The organism is Mycetocola saprophilus (genome assembly GCF_000718085.1).
Lineage (GTDB): Bacteria > Actinomycetota > Actinomycetes > Actinomycetales > Microbacteriaceae > Mycetocola > Mycetocola saprophilus.
The window spans coordinates 728,795-747,147 of record NZ_JOEC01000002.1 but is presented as its reverse complement, the minus strand read 5'-3'; the positions used below and the strand labels follow the sequence as shown (position 1 = coordinate 747,147).

The window sequence follows — 18,353 nt, the reverse complement described above, 5'->3', positions numbered from 1 at the left end:
CCTGCCACCGTCGTGTTCTTGGAGGACCAGTGAAGACGCGTTTCATCACCTCGGCCGTACTCGCGGCTACCGTTCTTGTCGGCACCGCCGGTTGCAACCTGATCGCCCCGCAGGCGACGCTGAAGCACTACGACGCGAGCGATGGCGTTTCGGCAAACGTCGGAACCCTCGACGTGCGTAACGCCCTGGTGATCACCCACTCGAAGACCGAGGCCGTCTTGGCGATGACCGTGGTGAACACCGGCGACAAGGCCCAGACCCTGAACGTCGAGTTCCCCGGTGGACGCACCACCGTTGAGATCGCCGCCTCCGGGATGACCACCTTCGGTGCCGATGGCAAGCCCGGCATCACCCTGCAGGACTTCACCACCCCGGCCGGTGCCGACGCCGCGATGTCGTTCCAGTACGGCAGCGAGACCGCCGGCGAGGCCCGCGTTCCGGTACTTGACCCGGTACTCAAGGAGTACGAGACCATCACCCCGGTCCCGAGCCCCTCGGTATCGCCCTCGACCGGCAACTAACCCTGGTTTTCACGCCGGGCATCGACGGTGGCTTCGGCCCGTCGGTGCCCGGTTTTGTGTTTCCCGGCACCATGCGTGCCCGGGATGTGATGTCTGAAAATCCTGATGCTTCAGGAACCGACCGAGGAGAGCCTCGATGAACTCACTCATCACGATTCGAGAGGCGGACCCGACCGGGCCCGACGCACCGGTGATTTCGGCCCTCCTGCGTGCATACCTGCAGCAAACCGAACGAGAAAAACGCGTGCATGCGGGCGAGGACGCGCCCGAGAACCTCGACGTCACCGTTCTGCCCGAAAAATATCAGCGGGAAGTCGACCAGCCCGCGGTTGCGCTCGCGAACTCCCGTATCCTCCTGGCCGAGAAGCTCGGTCGGCCCGTGGGCATCGTGGTGCTGCATCCGGGCGACGGCGCCACCGTGCCCGGCGGGGACGCCACGGACACCGAGATCAAGCGGCTCTGGGTCTCTCCCGAGCATCGCGGCGGGGTCGGTCGGGCACTCCTGGACTCCGCACTCTCCGAGGTTCACGGCGCGGCGCTGCTGTCGGTGTGGGACTGGCGCCACGACGCCATCGGGCTCTATAAACGCCTCGGCTTTGTCTCGATTCCCAGCCGGGATGGGCGGCCGCGCCTGGAGTGGCTCCGCCGCGCGGCACGTTAGGCGCGAGAACCCCACGCATCCACCCGCACCAAAACGCCCGCGCACCACGGGGTGCGCGGGCGTTGGTCACGCACGCGGGAGCAGACTCCCGAGCTAGCCCTCCAGGCGGTAGCCCAGGCCGCGCACGGTGAGCAGCATCTTGGGCTCGGAGGGGACCGGCTCGATCCGCGAGCGGATGCGCTTGATGTGGACATCCAGGGTCTTGGTGTCCCCGAAGTAGTCGCTGCCCCACACGCGGTCGATGAGCTGTCCGCGGGTGAGTACCCGTCCGGTGTTACGCATGAGCATTTCCAGCAGCTCGAACTCCTTAAGCGGCATCGCTACGGCCGTGCCGTCCACCTCGACCGTGTGGCGGTTGAGGTCCATGGTCACGTTTCCCGCGCGCAGTACGGTGTCATCCAGCTCGTCACCCTCCTCATCGCCCCGGCGACGCAGGACGGCGCGAATGCGGGCGAGCAGCTCGCGGCTCTTATACGGCTTGGTCACGTAGTCATCGGCCCCGAGCTCGAGGCCCACCACCACGTCCACCTCGTCATCCTTGGCGGTCACCATGATGATCGGCACCGTGGAGAGCGCGCGGATCTGCCGGCACACCTCGGTGCCCGAGATTCCCGGCAGCATGAGATCCAGCAGGATCACCTCGGGGTTATCGGTGTGGAACTTGGCCAGGGCGTCCGTTCCGTTCTCGGCGAGCGACACGGTGTGCCCCTCGCGCTCCAGCAGGTACACCAGCGGTTCGCTGAGTGAAGCTTCGTCCTCAACAACCAGGATGCGAGCCATTACTTTTCCTCCAGGGATGTGGTTTCGATCTGAGCCCGGGCATCAGCCGATGCCTCGGGAAGTCTGATGGTGAAGGTGGAACCCTGACCCACGCGGGACCACACTCGGGCCTCACCACCGTGGTTCTGTGCCGTGTGCTTGACAATGGAGAGCCCCAGGCCCGATCCGCCGGTGGTGCGCGAGCGCGCCTGATCCACCCGGAAGAAGCGCTCAAACACCCGTTCGCGCTCCTCCTCGGCGATGCCCGGGCCCTGGTCGGTGACCGAGACCTCGACGATCCCGTCACGCACGGCCAGGCCCACGCCGACGCGAGTGGCATCCGGGGAGTAGGCGATCGCGTTGTTCACCAGGTTGTGCACGGCCACCACGAGCAGGGCCTTGTCACCGATCACGACGGCATCGGAGACGGTCCGGGCAATGACCTCGACGCCGTGGGATTCGGCGATCACCTTATTCTGCTCGACCGCGGCCTTGACCACATCGGCCATGTCCACCAGCGCCGGCTTGCCGATCGCCTCGGCGGACTGGAGCCGAGAGAGGTTGATGATGTCGGCGGTGATCTTGGTCAGCCGCTCGGCTTCCACCTCCAGGCGGGTGGCGAAGGAGCGTACCCGCTCGGGATCATCGGCGGCGGGATCCAGGGCATCGGCCAGCAGCGAAATCGCGCCGATCGGGGTCTTGAGTTCGTGGGAGATATTGGCAATGAAGTCGCGTCGGACCTCATCCAGGCGCAGACGCTCGGTCTGATCCTCCACCAGGATCAACACGTAGCGTGTGCCCAGGCGCGCCCCGCGGGCGAGGACCTGGCGGTCAAGCTCACCGAACTGGTCGGGGCGCAGGGCGAATTCGCGGGTGGTGGGCAGTCCGGTGTCGCGCACCACGTTGGCCAGCGCGTCAAGCTCCTCGTGGGTCACGTGGCCGTCCCGTACGAGCCCCAGCGTAAACGCCGCACTCGATGCCTTGACCACGTTGCCCGAGGGGTCCACGACCACACCCGCGCTTTCGATCGCATCCAGAACCTGCGATACCCCCTCCGGTACGCGGGGTGCGGCAACGGCGGCCACCCGACGGCCGCGCTGAGCGGCCACAAAGAACAGGAGGGTAAACCCGGCTCCCAGGACAAGTCCCAGGACCAGAGTGGAAGTCACCAACAGGGTTGAGTGCATACGACTAGATTAGGGGGCAGTGCACCCGGTTACCCAACGGCAACCATCCCAACCAGGGCTTTTAGTGTCGCGTTTACGTAATCGGCACCAACTGTTAACCTTGACCGGGCATTCTAATGCGGTGCCGCCAATCCTTCGGCCCGCACCACACACCCGTTCACACGAGGAGAAGCATGCGTCAGGTATTCCAGCAGGAGTTGCGAGAGGTTCAGGATCGTCTGATCGCCATCTCGGAGCTCGTGACGATCTCGATTGAGAACGCCGTGCGCGCTTTCAACGAGTCGGATGTGGCAATCGCCGAGGGCGTGATCGAGAACGACACCCGCATCGACGTCCTCACTCGCGCCCTGGACGAACTCGCCATCAACATTCTTGCCCGCCAGCAGCCGGTCGCCCGCGACCTGCGCACCGTCGTCTCGGCCCTGCGGATCTCCGCATCGCTCGAGCGCATGGGTGACATGGCCGAGCACATCGCCCAGCTTGCCCGCTACCGTTTCCCGGAGCGCGCGGTACCCAAGGGTCTGCGCTCGACCTTCGCCGAGATGGGTCGTCTCGACGTGGAGATCTCGCGCAAGCTCACGGAGATGCTGCGCAACCAGGATGTGGAGCTCGCCGAGGAGATCCTGACCGACGATGACCGGGTTGATGACCTGCACGTCGCCGTCTTCGAGAAGGTTCTGGGCGACTCCTGGAAGGGTGAGGCCACCGCAACCGTGGACGCCACCCTCGCCTCCCGCTACCACGAGCGTTTCGCCGACCACGCGGTCTCGATCGCCAAGAAGGTCCAGTACCTCGCCACCGGTGACTGGACCCCGGAGTCGGACGACAACGCGCTCTAGTCCGGCCCGTCACAAACCCCGCGGAACCTCGGTTTCGCGGGGTTTTTGCTGCGCGAGCGAGGAGCGGCGGGTGAATTCGGCGTGGTCGATGGTTCCACGCGCACGGTCGGTGATGTTTTTCACATCTAAACGATTGGGCTCCCAGCCTTCATGCCAAGCGGAGGCCAACGCGTTGACGACGGCACGCCGCTGTTCGCGGCCAAGACCAGAAAAAAGTTCGGGCCAGTGCTTCTCGACGTCAAATTCGGATGAGAAGAGTGGATCGGTCCGCCATTTCCGCGGTTCCTACGCCGAGCCTCCGAGGTGGCCGGCGAGGGCCGCGAAGGTGGGGACGCGGCCGCCCTCGACGTGGGCGCTAGCGAGGAACCGGGCGAGAGCACCCTCGCCCGCGGCGATGGCCTCGACCAGGTGGCGATGCTCGGAGCACTGCACGTCGGTGTCGCGGTCGGAGGTGAGGAAGAAGATCCAGTTCATCCGTACCAGGACCGGACGCATCATCTGGCGCAGCAGTTCGTTGTCCGCCAGGTCGAGGATGACTCGGTGTAGGTCGGCGTTGGTCGCCGCGATGGTGATCGGATCGCCCTGCTCGATCGCTGCCACGGCATCGGCGAACGCCCGGTGCAGCGGTTCCGGGTCCGCCCCCGCCGCCACGCGCCGGGCCGCATACTCGGCGGCCAGCGGCTCCAGCGCCAGACGCACCTCAAACAGGTCCGTCACCGAGGCATGGTCCCAGCTGTGCACCACCGCGCTGCGGCGCGGATTGGTACGGATCAGGCCGTCGCGTTCGAGCAGCGGCAGCACCTCGCGAATCGGCACGCGAGACACGTTCAGGTCGGCGGCCAGGGTCGTCTCAGGAAGTTTCGCCCCCTGGGGATACTCCCCCAGGATGATGCGCTCACGCAGGGTTGCGTAGAGCACACCCACCAGGGAGTCCTCGGCCGATACCCGTGTCATCGCGACCCCTTCTTCAACGCCGTCATGCTCATGATACGGGAGTGCGCACCGGACGCAGCTGGACCTGCAGACCATCCTCGTGAGCTTCGGAACGCCCCAGGAAGTACTCGGCCGCCGCCAGGTCCTGCACGCCGATGCCCACGCTGTTGAACACGCTGAGTCCGCGGGGCCGAGCGACCTCGCCGGCGAGGATCCGCCCGAGTTCGATCGGCTCGGTCTCGCCCAGCGTGCCCGCGGCGATCGCGTCTCGAATATTGCCGGACTCGGACAGGGCGATCGGCAGGGCATCCACGACGGTGAGGGCCGCGCGCCCGAATACGTCGGGGGTCAGCTCGCGGAACAGGGGGCGCGGCGGGGAACCCACCGCATTGACGTGTACGTCCTCGCCCAGCAGATCCGGGGTGATCAGCGGATCGAGCGCGGGGGTCAGCGTGCAGACGATCCCGGCACCATCGAGGGCTGCGCGCAGGTTCGTGGACGCACTCAGGCTCACGCGGGCGAAGGCAGGCTCGGCGCTCAGGGTCGCCACGGCGGTGTCCGATCCGGCCGGGGTCCGCGACCAGAACCGGATCTCACGCAGGGGCATCGCCGAGACCAGTGCCCGCGCATGTTCCAGCGCCAGGGCCCCGGCTCCCACAATCGTCACCACGTCGGCGCCCGCGGGCGCGAGCGCCAGGGTTGCCGCCACGGTGACCGCGGCCGTGCGGGTGCGAGTCAGAACCGCCCCGTCGATCAGCGCCCGGCACTCTCCGGTCTCCGCCGAAAACAGCGCGACGGTCGAGCGCTGAGCGGGAATCCCGCGCTCACGATTATGTGGGGCATCGGCCAGTGCCTTGAGGACATAGCCCCCGGTGCTCGCCCGGTATCCGGTCATCGGGATGATCTGGGCGGGCGCCGGATCGGTGTCGGCGGGATTGCGGATCGAGCGCGGCACGGGCTGGATCGCCACGCCTCGGGCATGGTCCAGATGGATCTCGCGCATCGCCGCGATCAGGCCGGGCCATTCGACCAGACGCGCGCAGTCTTCGCCGGTCAGGAGCACTGTGGTCATATCAGTCCTTGTATACAGAATCAGGAGCGGATGCGATTGAACCCGCGGAACACGTTCCCAGTATGCGGGCTCGTTGAGCGATTTGCAACACGCTCAGATCACCGCAATTACCGCGAAATACCCGCGGATATGTCGGGACAGACTTTTGTTACCGGCCCGTAACAGGATGTGATCCGCCCGAAACAATCCCGGGTCACTATGTATACAAAGATCCCGTTTGAAAGGCAAACATGGCTCGATACGTCCTCCGCCGCCTGATCCAGGCCGTCGTGACCCTCGCCATCGTGGTGAGCCTCACGTTTGTCTTCGGTCGCCTGAGCGGCAGCCCCGCGGCGATCCTGCTCACCGAGAACGCCCCGCAGTCACAGATCGACGCCCTCAACCACCGCCTCGGCTTCGACCTGCCGATCTGGCAGCAGTACCTCAACTACATGGGCGGCGTGCTGCACGGCGACTTCGGCGACTCCTACCGTCAGCCCGGCGTCCCCTCGATGCAGCTGGTCTTCGAGCGCATCCCGGCCTCCTTCCAGCTCGGCTTCGCCGGGCTCGCGGTGGGGCTGCTGCTGGCGCTGATCGCCGCGGTCAGCATCCACCTCACCGGCCGGCGCTCGCTGCGCACGATCTTCCTGGGTTTCGGATCGCTGCGCCAGGCCATCCCCGACTTCTTCTTCGGTCTGCTCCTGGTCCTCGTCTTCTCGGTTGGGCTGGGCGTACTGCCCTCGCTCGGCAACGCCGACTGGCGGGCCATGGTCATGCCGGTGCTGACCATCGCCACCGGACAGTTTGTGGTCTACACCCGACTGATGGATAACGCGCTGAGTGAGCAGAGCGTTTCCGATTACACCCGCACCGCGTATGCCCGCGGCGAGCGCCACGGCACCGTGGTCCTCACCGAGACGCTCCCCAACGCGCTCCTTCCGGTGCTCACCGTGGCCGGTATCAACCTCGGCACCTTCCTCGGCGGCCTGGTCATCGTGGAAAACGTATTCGCCTGGCCGGGCCTCGGGCAGCTGATGCTCGGTGCCGTGTACTCGCGGGACTTCCCGGTGGTGCAGTCGGCACTGATCATCATCGCGGTGATCTTTGTGGTTGCCAACCTCCTGGTTGACCTGATCTACGGCCTCGTTGACCCCCGTGTCCGCCTCTCCTGATTTCCCCCGTCCCGAAGTGAGGATCTGATGACCACCACCGCTTCCCCCGCCACCGTCGCGGCACCGCGTGCCCGCCGGTTCCGCATCACCGGACCGCTTGTGGGCACCGTGCTCGTGGGCATCGTGGTGCTGTTTTGTCTGCTGTATCCGCTGCTGCCCGGCTATGACGCGTATACCCAGAACCTCGACAAGATGCTGTTGGGTCCGCTGACCGATCCGGCGCATCCGCTGGGCACCGACGCCCTCGGCCGCGACGAGGCCAGCCGGCTCGCGCTGGCCGGGCGGATCACCCTGGGCATCGTGGTCGCGATCGTCGCTGTCAACGCGCTGATCGGCCTGGTGATCGGGACCTCCGCCGGTTACCTCGGCGGCAAGGTGGACACCGTGCTGATGGGCTGGGCCGACGTTCAGCTCGCGCTCCCCGTCATCCTGGTCCTGATCGCCCTCTCCGCGGCCCTCGGCCCGAGCGTCTGGCTGATGATCATCGTGCTCGCCGCAACCTACTGGGTCGGTTACGCCCGGGTCGCCCGCGGCACCGCGCTGAGCCTACGCGAACGCGACTTTGTGATCGCCCCACGCATCCAGGGGGCCAGTCGCTGGTGGACCGCCCGCAAGCACATCATGCCCAACGTGGCCGTGCAGATCCTCATTCTGGCCTCGACCGATATCGGCGGCGTGATGCTGCTGACCTCCTCATTCGACTTCCTGGGCCTCGGCGTCCAGGCCCCCACCCCGAGCTGGGGTCTGATGATCTCCGAGGGGCAGAAGTACATCCGTCAGGCACCGCACCTGGCCCTGGTCCCCGGAATCGCGATCTTCCTGGTCATCATCGGCACCAACCTGATCAGCCAGCGCTTCACCGCCGAGGGTTCGGCCCTGTTCCGCATCGCCAAGAAGGGAAAGCGAGCATGAGTATCCCCACCCCGCTGCTGGAGGTGCGCGACCTGCGCATCGCCACCACCGCCCCCGATGGAAGCGTGCGCGAACTCGTGCACGGCGTGAGCCTTACGGTGCACCCGGGCGAGGTCCTGTGCCTGGTGGGAGAATCCGGTTCGGGCAAGAGCCTCACGATGCTCGCCGTGCTGGGGCTGCTGCCCCCGGGGGTGGAGGTGACCGGCGGCCAGATTCTGGTGGACGGGATCGACGTCGCGGGCCTGGACGACAACGAACTGCGGGTGCTGCGCGGCGGCCGGGTCGGCATGGTGTTCCAGGATCCGATGACCGCGCTCAACCCGGTCAAGCGGGTCGGCAACCAGGTCGCCCGAGCCGTGAAGGCGCACCAGCCCACGCTCTCCACCGCCGAGACCCGAGTCCGCGCCGCCGAGCTGCTGGAACAGGTCGGGGTGCGTGATGCCGCCGAACGCGCCCGCGCCTATCCGCACCAGTGGTCCGGCGGTATGCGCCAGCGCGCGGTGATCGCGATGGCCATCGCCAATAATCCCGGACTGCTAATCGCCGACGAGCCCACCACCGCGCTGGATGTGACCGTGCAGGCGCAGATCATGCGGGTGCTCGCCGAGGCCCGCCGCGACACCGGGGCCGCCCTGGTGATGATCACCCACGATCTGGGCCTGGTCGCCCAGGTGGCCGACCGGATCTGCATCATGCGCTCGGGCGAGATCGTCGAGGAGGGCAGCGTCTGGGATATCTTCGACCGCCCCGATCACCCCTATACCCGGATGCTGCTGAGCTCGATCCTGGGTGTTCCCACCACCAATCCCGAGGGAGTTTCGGCATGAGCGACACCGCCACCAGCACCGGACCGATTGAACACCTGACGCGCACCCCGGTCGCCACCGATGCCCCGGTGGTCCTGGAGGTCGCCGACCTCGCGGTGACCTTCCGCGGCTCGGGCCGCCGCCGCGAACCCGTGCGCGCGGTGGACGGGGTGAGCCTGACCCTGCACCGCGGCGAAACCCTGGGCCTGGTCGGCGAATCCGGCTCCGGCAAGTCCACGCTGGTGCGCACCCTGTTCGGGCTAAACGCCCCCACCCGCGGGAGCATCCGCATCCTCGACCAGGACCCGAACGCGCTGAACGGCCGGGACCTGCGCCGCCTGCGCAACCGCATGCAGATGGTGTTCCAGGACCCCTACTCCTCGCTCAACCCGCGCCTCACCACCCACGACATCGTGGCCGAGCCGCTGCGACTGATGGGCCGCTACGACCGCGGCCGGGTGATCCAGCTGCTCGCGGATGTGGGCCTTGGCGAGGACGTGCTGGGCCGTCGCCCGGCACAGTTCTCCGGCGGCCAGCGGCAGCGCATCGGCATCGCCCGGGCGCTCGCGCTCAACCCCGAGATCCTGGTGCTGGATGAGCCGGTGTCGGCGCTGGATGTGTCGGTGCAGGCGCAGGTGATCAACCTGCTGATCCGGTTACAGGAGCAGCACGGGCTCTCCTACCTCTTTATCGCCCACGATCTCTCGGTGGTGCGCCACCTCTCCGACCGAATCGCCGTGATGCGCGCCGGGCAGATTGTGGAAACCGGACCCGCCGAGCGCGTGTTCCACCGCCCCGAGGATGCGTACACCCGCGAGTTGCTCGCGGCGATCCCGATCCCCGATCCGCACCGCCGTGGTGCGTTGACCGGGGCGATCCCCACGCCGAACCCGGGTACCGCCGGTCCCCGTCCCGGAACACTCGGCCTCGCCGATTCCCGACGCGACGGTTCCACCGGCCCGCTCTCCTCGGCCGCCTAGACTCCCCACCCCACCCGCACCACCGATCCCTGAAATGAGTACCGCAATGAGACGTTCCCTCACTGCCACCCTGGCACTCTCGGTTGCCGCGACCCTGCTGCTGGCCGGTTGCTCGGCCGGCGCCGCCGGAGGCTCCGCCGATCACACGCTGACCATCGGCCAGGTGGCCGAGCCGGAGAAGTCGCCGGATCCCATCATGGACGGCTCCCTGGCCGGCTACAACTACTACTACAACGAGTTCGACCAGCTGACCCAGCTCAGCGCCGACGGCGAGCTGACCCCGCGCCTGGCCACCAAGTGGACCCCAAACGCCGACTTCACCACCTGGACGTTCACGATCCGCACCGACGCCAAGTTCAGCAACGGCGACCCGGTCACCGCCGAGGATGTGGCCTACACCTACAACAAGATCCTCGCCTCCCCCGACTCGGACAACCTCGGCTATATGGAAACGCTGAAGGCCGTGCGGGCCACCGCCCAGGACACCGTCGAGTTTGACCTCAACGCTCCCTTCTCGCCGTGGCCCTCGATCACCACCGCGATCTCGATCGTCCCCGAGAAGGTCTACGAGAAGCTCGGCTCGGACGGCTTCGCCAAGGCCCCGGTGGGCAGCGGACCGTTCAAGTTCGAAAGCTACACCCGCGGCGTGAATTACACGATGGTTGCAAACCCCGACTACTGGGGCAAGGCCCCCGAAACCAAAAAGGTGGTGTTCCAGACCGTCGGAGATGAGGATGCCCGCCTCAACGGTGTAATCTCCGGCAGCCTCGATATCGCGCTGATCTCCCCCAACCAGGCCACCGGCTTCAACGCCCCCGGGGCCTCGGTCAAGAGCCGCACCGGCAACGGTTCGGTGTTCCTCGGCATCAACTCCACCGCGGGGGTGCTCGCCGATGCCAAGGTGCGTCAGGCCATCTCGCTGGCCATCGATGAGAAGTCGCTGGTGTCCAAGGTCCTCTCGGGCAGCGGCACCGCCAACGACCAGGTCATCGCCCCCTCGGTCGCCGGTTACGTCAAGGACGCGGCCACCCACGAGTTCGACCCGGAAAAGGCCAAGTCGCTGCTCGCCGAGGCCGGATATAAGGGTGAGAAGATCACCTTCCAGTACGCGACCAGCGGCCGTATCCCGCTCTCCTCGAACGTGGCCCAGGCGATCCAGGGCTACCTCAAGGCCGTGGGCCTGAACATCGAGCTCGCCGGGACCGACCAGGCCACCCTGTCCTCGATCATCTACTCCACCGTGAACGCCGCCGGCATCTACCTCAACACCTGGGCACCCTCGACCCTGGATGGTGACATGCCCGTCACCAACCTGTTCGCCGGCGGCCAGAACGACTACGCCAAGGACGCCGCCGCCAAGGATCTGGTCCTCAAGCAGCGCACGGTTTCCGGCGACGAGCGCACCGCGGTCTTTGCCCAGCTGCATAAGCTGAACGTGGAACAGGCCCACATCATCGGGCTCTACACCCCGAACACCGACTATGCGGTCCGCGACGGCATCACCTGGAAGCCCCGCGCCGACGGCGAGTTCGTGATCGCCGACATCACCTATGCGAAGTGAGTGACATGACAACCGCCCTGCTGATTACCAACGTGCGTCCCTGGGGTGCCGAAACCACCGATGTGCTGCTCTCGGGCGGGGTCATCGTGGCTGTCGGGGCCGAGGTCGCCACCCATCCCTCGGCCCCCACGGCCGAGATCCTAGAGGGTGAGGACCGCATGCTGGTTCCCTCCTTCTCCGACACCCACGTGCACCTGGACTCGACCCGGCTGGGCCTGCCCTTCCGCCCCTACTCGGGCGAACCCGGACGAGACGGACGCATCTACAACGACCGCGCCAACTGGCGCTCGGCCGAGAAGTCGGTGAGCGAGCGCGCGATCTATACGCTCGAGCGGATGATCGCCCACGGTGCCACCCGGGTGCGCTCCCACGCCCAGGTGGATGCCGACTCGGGCCTGGAGAAGTTCGCCGGGGTCCTGGCAGCCCGCGAGGCCTATGCGGACCGGGCGGACGTGGAGATCGTGGTGTTCCCGCAGGTGGGGATCCACCGCGAACCCGGCGTGCCCGAGCTGATGTCCGAGGCGCTGCGCTCGGGCGGAAACCTGGTGGGCGGGATCGACCCGTGCGAGATCGACCGTGATCCGGTCCGCCACCTCAACACCGTGTTTGAGCTCGCCGAGCGTCACGGTGCCGGGGCCGATATCCACCTGCACGAGGCCGGACTGCTGGGCCTGTTCTCGATGGACCTGATCTTCGAGCGGGTGCGCGCGCTGAGCATGCAGGGCCAGGTGTCGATCTCGCACGCTCCGGCCCTCGGGAGCGGGCTGCCGCAGGTAGACAAAGCCCTCGAACAGATCGCCGAGCTGGACATCGCGATCACCCACATCGCCCCCTCGGGTGGCGGTTGGGTGCTGCCGCTCGAGCGGATGGCCGCCGCGGGCATCCGCGTGGGCCTGGGCATGGACGGCCAGCGCGACTACTGGTCGCCCTACGGCAACGCGGACATGCTGGACCGCACCTGGCAGCTGGCGTTTGTGCAGAACTACAACCGCGACGATCAGATCGAAAACGCGCTGGAGCTGGCAACCTGGGGCGGGGCGCGGGTCATCAACCGTGAGCTGAGCGCCGCCGGAACCGGGCGACCCGGCGTGGCCGTGGGCGACCCGGCCGAGCTGGTCCTGATCCCCGGCGAAACCCCGACCTCGGCGGTTATGGATCGTCCGGCGCTCGGTCGAGTGGTGATTCACGCGGGACGCGTGGTCGCCCGAGACGGCGAGCTGTGCTGAGCAACCTGCTGCCGACGATCCTCGTGGTGAACTGCAACACCGATGAGCAGGTCACCGCGGGGATCGCCCGCACCGCGCAGGCGGCCGCACGCACGTCGGTGGTGCGCGCGGTGCAGCCCACCTGGGGCCCCACCTCCGCCGAGGGGTACCTGGAAAGCTATCTGAGCGCCGCCGCGGTAATCGAGCGGGTCGCCCAGGAGCGCACCTACGATGCGGTGGTACTCGCCGGATTCGGGGAGCACGGACGCGAGGGGGTGCGCCAGCTGGCGAACGTCCCGGTGGTGGATATCACCGAGGCCGCGGTCTTTACCGCCTGCCTGCTCGGGCACCGTTTCGGCGTGGTGACCACGCTGGAATCCACGCTCGCGGGGATCACCGACACGATCGAGCTGATCGGCCTCTCGGGCCGTTCGGCGGGCGTGCGCGCCTCGGGAATCCCGGTGTCGCATGCGGGGGCGGCGGCCGAGGGTGAAGACCCCGGCCTGGATGCGCTGGAGCGCGAGTCTCGGGTTCTGCTGGATGCCGGAGCCGACGTGATTGTGCTCGGCTGCGCGGCCTTCGGAGGGCTCGATCGGCGCCTGTCCGACCGCCTGGGCGGCGTCCCGGTGGTGGACGGAGTGGGCCAGGCCGTGCGCATGGCCGAAACCCTCCTCGCCGCCGGTCTCTCGACCAGCAAGCACGGCCCGTTTGCACCCCCACGCGCCAAGGTCTGGACCGAACGCACCCTCCCGCTGCCTGCCAAAATCAGCCGGCCGGGGGTCTAGCCCGGCATCAACGAGACCGCGACACAGACGGCACCGCGATCCACCCGGATCGCGGTGCCGTTTTGCTATTCGGCGGCGAGAGCGCCGAGGGGCGATGCCCGTCGGGCCGCAACCACCGGGATCAGGGTTGCCGCGCCGAGAAGGATCAGCCCGACCCCGGCAAGGACCGCAATCGGGATCAGATCAACGCTGACGCCCGGTGCCCCGGCCAAGAGCGCCACAAGAACCGTGGCGGTGATGACGGCCACGGCCGCCAGGATCATCGCCGTCACCACGTAGATGACCGACTCCCAGAAGGCCGTCGCGACGTGGGTGCCGGGGGTTGCACCGGCCGAATCCAGCAGCGCCCGTTCCCTCCGGCGATCCCCATTGGTGATGTAAACCGCGGAGGCCGAGGCTACCAGGGAGATCAGAAGCGGGCCGCCAAACATCAGCAGAATCTCTCTCGGATCCAAACCGTACTGGGCCGCGTCTGCCCCCGCAGCGGTGGCCAGGGTGTTTCCGGCGCTATAGACACCGGCGACAAGGCCCATGGCGAGCATCAGCGGGCTGATTGCCGAGGTGGTAAGCCCCACCCGATACTGGGCGGCATTTCGTGCGAGATACCACGAGCTACTCGCGGTCGCCGGGATCGCCCGCGTCCAGAGGGAAATCACCGCCGGGTACAGCACGGGGGCGGCAATCACGCAGGCAACCAGCAACAGCGGCGCAAAAAATGGCGCGTTTGTCGCGACACTGGACAGGGATTCGCCGGACCGCGTGACCGCGATCCCCACCGTCACCCCACACAAAACCACGGCAAGACCCACTCGGATCCACTGGACAATGCCGCCGGGCGCTTCCGGCTCGCGCAGAATTTGGACCGGCGATGTCCGCGATGCCCGGCGCGCTCCACTGAGACCTGACAGTCCCACAAACAGGATCGTGCAGGCCGCGGCCACGATTGCCGCCCATGGCTGAATGGACACCTGCGCCGTTTCTGGGTCGGCCCAGACACTCAACACGTATCGGAAAACGGGGGTGAATATCCAGGTCCCGATCAGCGCCCCCAGTGCCGAACCCACGGTCGCCGTGACCAGGATCTGCGCGGAAAAGGTCCAGTACACCGCGCGCGGGGTGAACCCGATCAGTTGCCACAGCGCGATCTGGCGTCGCTGTACGGTGACCACAAGGTTTGAGGTACTTCCGATCACCACGATGCCGGCGACAACGGTGAAAAACACCACGGCTACCGAGGTTGCGGCGATGAGTGCGCCCAGATCCCCGGGGTTAGCAACCGCCGAGGTCAGCGTGCAGGCGACGTAGGTGAAGGCGGCCGCGACGGCCGCCGATACGGCAGCCAGTCCCAACCACACTCGGTACCCACGGATCACATCGGCGAAAATAAGCGCGATCACGCGGTAACCGTCGACGTGGCCGGGGGAAGTGTCATCGAGGCGAAGATGTCCTCCACGGTGGGCCGCACCAGCTCACGCTGGATGCGCCCATCGCGCAGGACCAGAACGCGATCCGCGCGCGCGGCCGCTTCCATATCATGGGTTACCATCACCACAGCGGTTCCCGACGCCGCTGCCTTCTGAAGCAGATCCAGTACCACCGCACCCGAGCGGCTATCCAGGGCACCGGTGGGTTCATCGGCAAAGACAACCCGGGGTTGGGCTGCCAGCACCCGGGCAATGGCGACACGTTGCTGTTGCCCTCCCGACAGCTCGGCGGGACGGTGCGAACCCCGCCCACCCAGACCCACCTGATCGAGGAGGACGTCCACGGCCGGCCGATCCACTCGCTTTCCGCTCAGCCGAGCGGGCAGCGCGACGTTCTCACGCACGGTGAGCGAGGCCACCAGGTTATAGGCCTGAAAAATGAACCCCACACTGTCTCGTCGAAGTTTCGCGAGGCGGGCGCGGCTTAGTCCCCGCAGCGGCACACCCATCAGGCTGATCTCACCCGTGTTTGCCGGTTCCAGACCGGCGAGGCAATACAGCAGCGTGGATTTGCCCGATCCGCTGGGGCCAACCAGCGCGACAAATTCGCCCGGGAGCACACAAACATCCACGTCCGAAATCACGGGAACGGCTGGATTTCCCCGCCGGGCAGGAAAGGTTTTACCGACGCCTCTGGCGTCTAGAACCGGCGTCTTCGCCGAAGCATTCTCATTTTGCACACAGATATTTTCACACAAACACTCAGCCGAGAAGGCGGCGGCACCGTGCCGCCACCCGGCCGATCAGGCGGCCCGTGTGCCGAACCCACCGGCCGGGCGATGGACCCGCACCTTCATCCCCGGTTCAGCGTCTGCGCACCTGGCCGGAGGGGGCCGAATCCTCGGTGAGTTCGGTGCCGTGCAGCCAGACCCGCTCAACCACGCCGTGCAGGGTGCGGCCGTCGAAGGCCGAGATCTTGTTGCGGTGGGCGAGGTGTTCGGCATGCACGGTGAACGCGGCGTCGGGGTCGAAGGCGATCAGGTGGGCGCGGTTGCCGACCCTGATGCTGCCCACGTCGCTCAGACCCACGAGCCGGGCCGGGGCCTCGGCGAGCAGGCGGATGACTCGCTCGAGCGGCATTCCAAACTCGCGCGCCGCGGTCCACACCACGGGCAGCTCAACCTCGAGGCCCGAAACCCCGCCCCAGGCGACCCGAAAGTCACCATCGCCGCGGCGCTTCTGCTCGATGGTGCTGGGTGAGTGATCCGAGGCGATCGTGTCGATGGTCCCATCGATCAGGGCCGCCCAGAGCGCCGCCCGGTTTCCCGCGTCGCGGATCGGCGGGCAACACTTAAACTCGGTGCCCCCGGCGGGCACGTCCTCGGCGCTGAGCCCCAGATAGTGCGGGCAGGTTTCCACGGTCAGGCGCAGGCCCACAGCCTTGGCGGCGCGGATCTGGTCCAGCGCGCTCGCCGCCGACAGGTGCAGGATGTGCGCCCGCCCGCCCGTGCGCTCCAGCCCCTCGATGACCATGCGAATCGCGTCCCGCTCGGCCTCCTCCGGGCGCGAACGAAGAAAGGCCGAATAGCCGCCATCCACGGATTCGGGCTGGGCGTCGAGCACCGCCGGGGATTCGGCGTGCACGATCAGCAGCGCATCGTCCTCGGCGAGCGCCGCCAGCACGGTGTTCAGCTCGGGCTCGGTCAGATGCCCGAACTCGTCGATCCCCGAGGGGGCCAAAAACGCCTTGAATCCAAACACCCCGGCCTCGTGCAGCGGACGCAGATCGGCACCATTTTCGGGGACCGCACCACCCCAGAAACCGACGTCCACCCGGAGCTGCGGGATCGCCGCGGCCAGCTTTTCCTCCAGCGCGGCCACCGTGGTGGTGACCGGAATCGAGTTCAGCGGCATGTCGAGCAGGGTTGTGACCCCGCCGCGGGCGGCCGCACGGGTTGCCGAGTCGAACCCCTCCCACTCGGTGCGTCCGGGTTCGTTGACGTGGACGTGGGTGTCCACGAGGCCCGGGAGCAGCACCTGGCTCGGGGGCAGGGTGACACCCGGCAACGCGGTGTCCGTCTCCGTATCGAGTGCGGTGATCGCGGTGATGCGGCCGCCGGTGACGTGCACGCTCGCCGGGCGTAGCACCCCGTCGATCAGGGCACGCTCGGCGTGGATGACGAGGTCGGGGAGGTGGGGTGTGGGGGACATCGAGACTCCATCCAATTCGAGGCGGTGAGGGGGAACGTGGAGACGTGAACCTAGCGGGCGTATTCCTCGGCGAACGCCTGGATCGCCGCGGTCAGTGCATCCAGCGCAACCTCGATATCGGCATCCAGCACGCTCTCATCGGGATGGTGGCTGATGCCCTCATTCCCGCAGCGCACAAACAGCATGGCCACGTCGGTGATCGTGGCAAGGGCCAGGCCGTCGTGTCCGGCCCGGCTCCAGATCGGGGCGGGCACCGGGGCGGCGGCGGCCCGGGCGATCCCGGTTTCCACGGCCGCACGCAGCGCGGGGGCACAGGTCACCGCGTCGGCCCGGTAGGTTTCGGTGCACTCGAATGTCACGCGGCGGCGCTCACAGATTTCGCGGGTGGCATCGAGGATCCGCTCGAAGGTTGCCGCGCGCAGTTCGGTGGATTCGGCGCGCAGGTCGAGGCTGAACTCGGCGATCCCGGGAATCACGTTGACCCCGCCGGGCAGCACCTGAATGGTGCCCACCGTGGCCAGGGCACCGGCTTCCCGGGCGATGGATTCGATGGCCAGAATCACCTCGCTCGCGGCGACCAGCGCGTCCCGGCGACGCGGCCAGGGTGTGCCCCCGGCGTGACCGGCTCTTCCGGTGAGGGTGATCCGGGAGCGGGTGGCCGCCCCGATCGAGGAGACCACGCCGAGCGGGCGATCCTGATCCAGCAGCTCGGGCCCCTGTTCGATGTGCGCCTCCAGATACCCCACCAACTCGTGCGGGGCGCGGGCTGCCTCGCCGATGCGGGCGGGGTCGAGCCCGAAGGCGAGCGCCGCCTCGCGGTAGGTCACCCCGTCGCCGTCCTGGATGTCCCACCAGGCGGGATCAAACGTTCCGGCGAGCGCGCGGCTGCCCGAGAGCGCGGTCCCAAACCGGGTGCCCTCCTCATCGCTCAGCGCGACCAATTCCAGCGCGAACGGAAGGTTCCGCGCCTGCGGGGCCAGACGTCGGATCGCGGCGAGCGCCAGCAGCACACCAAGCATCCCGTCATAGCGGCCCGCATCGGGCACGGTGTCCAGGTGGGATCCGAGCAGCAGCGCGGGCAACCCGGGCTCGCGTCCCTCGATCCGCCCACACAGGTTTCCGGCCGCATCGATCCGAACCTCCAGCCCGGCCTCGGCAAACCAGGTGCCCACACACGCGTTGACCGCCGAGTGCTCCAGGCTCAGGTGTACCCGTTCCAGGGCGTCGGGGCGGGCGGACACCGCGGCCAGCTCGGCAATGCGGCGGGCGATCAGCGCACCCTCGGCACTCGGCTCGTGCCCACTGCTCGTGTGCCCGGGCTCGGTGATGCCCGACACGGGTGTGTG

The 18,353-nt window shown here is 67.5% G+C and carries 18 protein-coding genes and 1 pseudogene; 10 read left to right on the top strand and 9 right to left on the bottom strand.

Going from position 1 to position 18,353, the window contains the following annotated elements; genetic code table 11:
* Positions 1-29: 29 nt before the first annotated feature.
* Together IE92_RS0109245 and IE92_RS0109240 are read left to right on the top strand one after the other, a co-directional pair.
* Positions 30-521, top strand: coding sequence for a hypothetical protein (locus IE92_RS0109245; RefSeq protein WP_030148213.1), 492 nt, complete (start codon positions 30-32; stop codon positions 519-521).
* A 136-nt stretch (positions 522-657) separates the two neighbouring features.
* Positions 658-1,182, top strand: coding sequence for a GNAT family N-acetyltransferase (locus tag IE92_RS0109240; RefSeq protein WP_030149669.1), 525 nt, complete (start codon positions 658-660; stop codon positions 1,180-1,182).
* 93 nt (positions 1,183-1,275) lie between these two features.
* Here IE92_RS0109240 and IE92_RS0109235 read toward each other — a convergent pair whose 3' ends face one another.
* Together IE92_RS0109235 and IE92_RS0109230 are read right to left on the bottom strand one after the other, a co-directional pair.
* Complete coding sequence (locus IE92_RS0109235) at positions 1,276-1,962, bottom strand: response regulator transcription factor (protein WP_030148211.1); 687 nt, start codon at positions 1,960-1,962, stop codon at positions 1,276-1,278.
* Positions 1,962-3,110, bottom strand: coding sequence for a sensor histidine kinase (locus IE92_RS0109230; protein WP_342666415.1), 1,149 nt, complete (start codon positions 3,108-3,110; stop codon positions 1,962-1,964). The genes IE92_RS0109235 and IE92_RS0109230 overlap by 1 nt, the downstream gene beginning before the upstream one ends.
* 191 nt (positions 3,111-3,301) lie before the next feature.
* On the opposite strand from IE92_RS0109230, the gene phoU reads away from it, so the two are divergent.
* A complete protein-coding gene (phoU, locus tag IE92_RS0109225) occupies positions 3,302-3,967 on the top strand; it encodes a phosphate signaling complex protein PhoU (protein ID WP_030148209.1) in 666 nt (221 codons plus the stop codon).
* Positions 3,968-3,976: 9 nt separating this feature from the next.
* Here the strand turns inward: phoU and IE92_RS19045 are convergent.
* From IE92_RS19045 to IE92_RS0109210, 3 genes and pseudogenes are all read right to left on the bottom strand, one after another.
* Positions 3,977-4,147: pseudogene (locus IE92_RS19045) on the bottom strand (hypothetical protein); the annotation flags it as partial.
* Between the two features lie 105 nt (positions 4,148-4,252).
* Positions 4,253-4,921: a GntR family transcriptional regulator gene (locus IE92_RS0109215; RefSeq protein WP_030148208.1), complete on the bottom strand. Its 669-nt coding sequence runs from the start codon at positions 4,919-4,921 to the stop codon at positions 4,253-4,255.
* 28 nt (positions 4,922-4,949) lie between these two features.
* Positions 4,950-5,972 (bottom strand): ornithine cyclodeaminase family protein, encoded by a 1,023-nt coding sequence (locus IE92_RS0109210; RefSeq protein WP_051701647.1) that lies wholly within the window; start codon positions 5,970-5,972, stop codon positions 4,950-4,952.
* Between the two features lie 230 nt (positions 5,973-6,202).
* On the opposite strand from IE92_RS0109210, the gene IE92_RS0109205 reads away from it, so the two are divergent.
* The 7 genes from IE92_RS0109205 to IE92_RS0109175 are packed head-to-tail and all read left to right on the top strand — an operon-like array spanning position 6,203 to position 13,372.
* Positions 6,203-7,123 (top strand): ABC transporter permease, encoded by a 921-nt coding sequence (locus tag IE92_RS0109205; RefSeq protein ID WP_030148206.1) that lies wholly within the window; start codon positions 6,203-6,205, stop codon positions 7,121-7,123.
* A 27-nt stretch (positions 7,124-7,150) separates the two neighbouring features.
* Positions 7,151-8,035: an ABC transporter permease gene (locus IE92_RS0109200; protein ID WP_051701648.1), complete on the top strand. Its 885-nt coding sequence runs from the start codon at positions 7,151-7,153 to the stop codon at positions 8,033-8,035.
* On the top strand, positions 8,032-8,862 hold the full coding sequence (locus tag IE92_RS0109195) for an ABC transporter ATP-binding protein (protein WP_051701649.1): 831 nt from the start codon (positions 8,032-8,034) through the stop codon (positions 8,860-8,862). The genes IE92_RS0109200 and IE92_RS0109195 overlap by 4 nt, the downstream gene beginning before the upstream one ends.
* Positions 8,859-9,821: an ATP-binding cassette domain-containing protein gene (locus tag IE92_RS0109190; RefSeq protein ID WP_051701650.1), complete on the top strand. Its 963-nt coding sequence runs from the start codon at positions 8,859-8,861 to the stop codon at positions 9,819-9,821. Before IE92_RS0109195 ends, IE92_RS0109190 begins: the two co-directional genes overlap by 4 nt.
* A 46-nt stretch (positions 9,822-9,867) precedes the next feature.
* On the top strand, positions 9,868-11,382 hold the full coding sequence (locus IE92_RS0109185; protein WP_030148202.1) for an ABC transporter substrate-binding protein: 1,515 nt from the start codon (positions 9,868-9,870) through the stop codon (positions 11,380-11,382).
* 5 nt (positions 11,383-11,387) lie between these two features.
* On the top strand, positions 11,388-12,608 hold the full coding sequence (locus tag IE92_RS0109180; protein WP_211250772.1) for an amidohydrolase family protein: 1,221 nt from the start codon (positions 11,388-11,390) through the stop codon (positions 12,606-12,608).
* The gene (locus IE92_RS0109175; RefSeq protein WP_245601253.1) at positions 12,602-13,372 is read left to right on the top strand and encodes an aspartate/glutamate racemase family protein; all 771 of its coding nucleotides are present in this window, start codon (positions 12,602-12,604) and stop codon (positions 13,370-13,372) included. The genes IE92_RS0109180 and IE92_RS0109175 overlap by 7 nt, the downstream gene beginning before the upstream one ends.
* 65 nt (positions 13,373-13,437) lie before the next feature.
* Here IE92_RS0109175 and IE92_RS0109170 read toward each other — a convergent pair whose 3' ends face one another.
* The 4 genes from IE92_RS0109170 to IE92_RS0109155 all read right to left on the bottom strand — a co-directional run bounded on the left by IE92_RS0109170 (position 13,438) and on the right by IE92_RS0109155 (position 18,344).
* Entirely contained in the window at positions 13,438-14,769 is a 1,332-nt protein-coding gene (locus tag IE92_RS0109170; protein ID WP_030148199.1) for an FtsX-like permease family protein, read from the bottom strand.
* On the bottom strand, positions 14,766-15,536 hold the full coding sequence (locus tag IE92_RS0109165; RefSeq protein ID WP_043321578.1) for an ABC transporter ATP-binding protein: 771 nt from the start codon (positions 15,534-15,536) through the stop codon (positions 14,766-14,768). The genes IE92_RS0109170 and IE92_RS0109165 overlap by 4 nt, the downstream gene beginning before the upstream one ends.
* A gap of 124 nt (positions 15,537-15,660) precedes the next feature.
* Complete coding sequence (allB, locus tag IE92_RS0109160) at positions 15,661-17,007, bottom strand: allantoinase AllB (RefSeq protein WP_030148197.1); 1,347 nt, start codon at positions 17,005-17,007, stop codon at positions 15,661-15,663.
* A gap of 50 nt (positions 17,008-17,057) precedes the next feature.
* A complete protein-coding gene (locus IE92_RS0109155; RefSeq protein WP_030148196.1) occupies positions 17,058-18,344 on the bottom strand; it encodes an allantoate amidohydrolase in 1,287 nt (428 codons plus the stop codon).
* Between the last annotated feature and the right edge of the window lie 9 nt (positions 18,345-18,353).